Genomic DNA, 273 nt, shown 5'->3' with positions numbered 1-273 from the left:
CCAGGACACCACGAATACCGCCCTCGCGACGATCGCGACGGGCATCGGTGCACCCGGAGACGATGATCCCGGGTCAGACGCCGCCGACGGCTCGGTCATCGCTCGGCTGGCCCGGCTGCTCGCGTCGATCACCGGGCTCGCCACGCTCCTGACCGCAATCCGCGACCGGCTTCCATCCGCGCTGCCCCGTCCGGCAGAGGCAGAGCCGCCGCTGAGATCGGCTGAGTGACGGAGGATCCATCAACCTGAAGGCCGCCGTCCGCCGTCAGCGCG

General features: G+C 71.1%; 1 protein-coding gene. It reads left to right on the top strand.

Features of this window, described 5'->3' with window-relative positions:
- Positions 1 to 229: hypothetical protein (locus tag RMT89_RS43005; protein WP_315889198.1), on the top strand; the 229-nt coding region annotated here is incomplete at its 5' end.
- Positions 230 to 273: the final 44 nt, after the last annotated feature.

The organism is Streptomyces sp. P17 (assembly GCF_032436805.1).
GTDB lineage: Bacteria > Actinomycetota > Actinomycetes > Streptomycetales > Streptomycetaceae > Streptomyces.
This window is presented reverse-complemented; position numbering and strand designations above follow the sequence as displayed.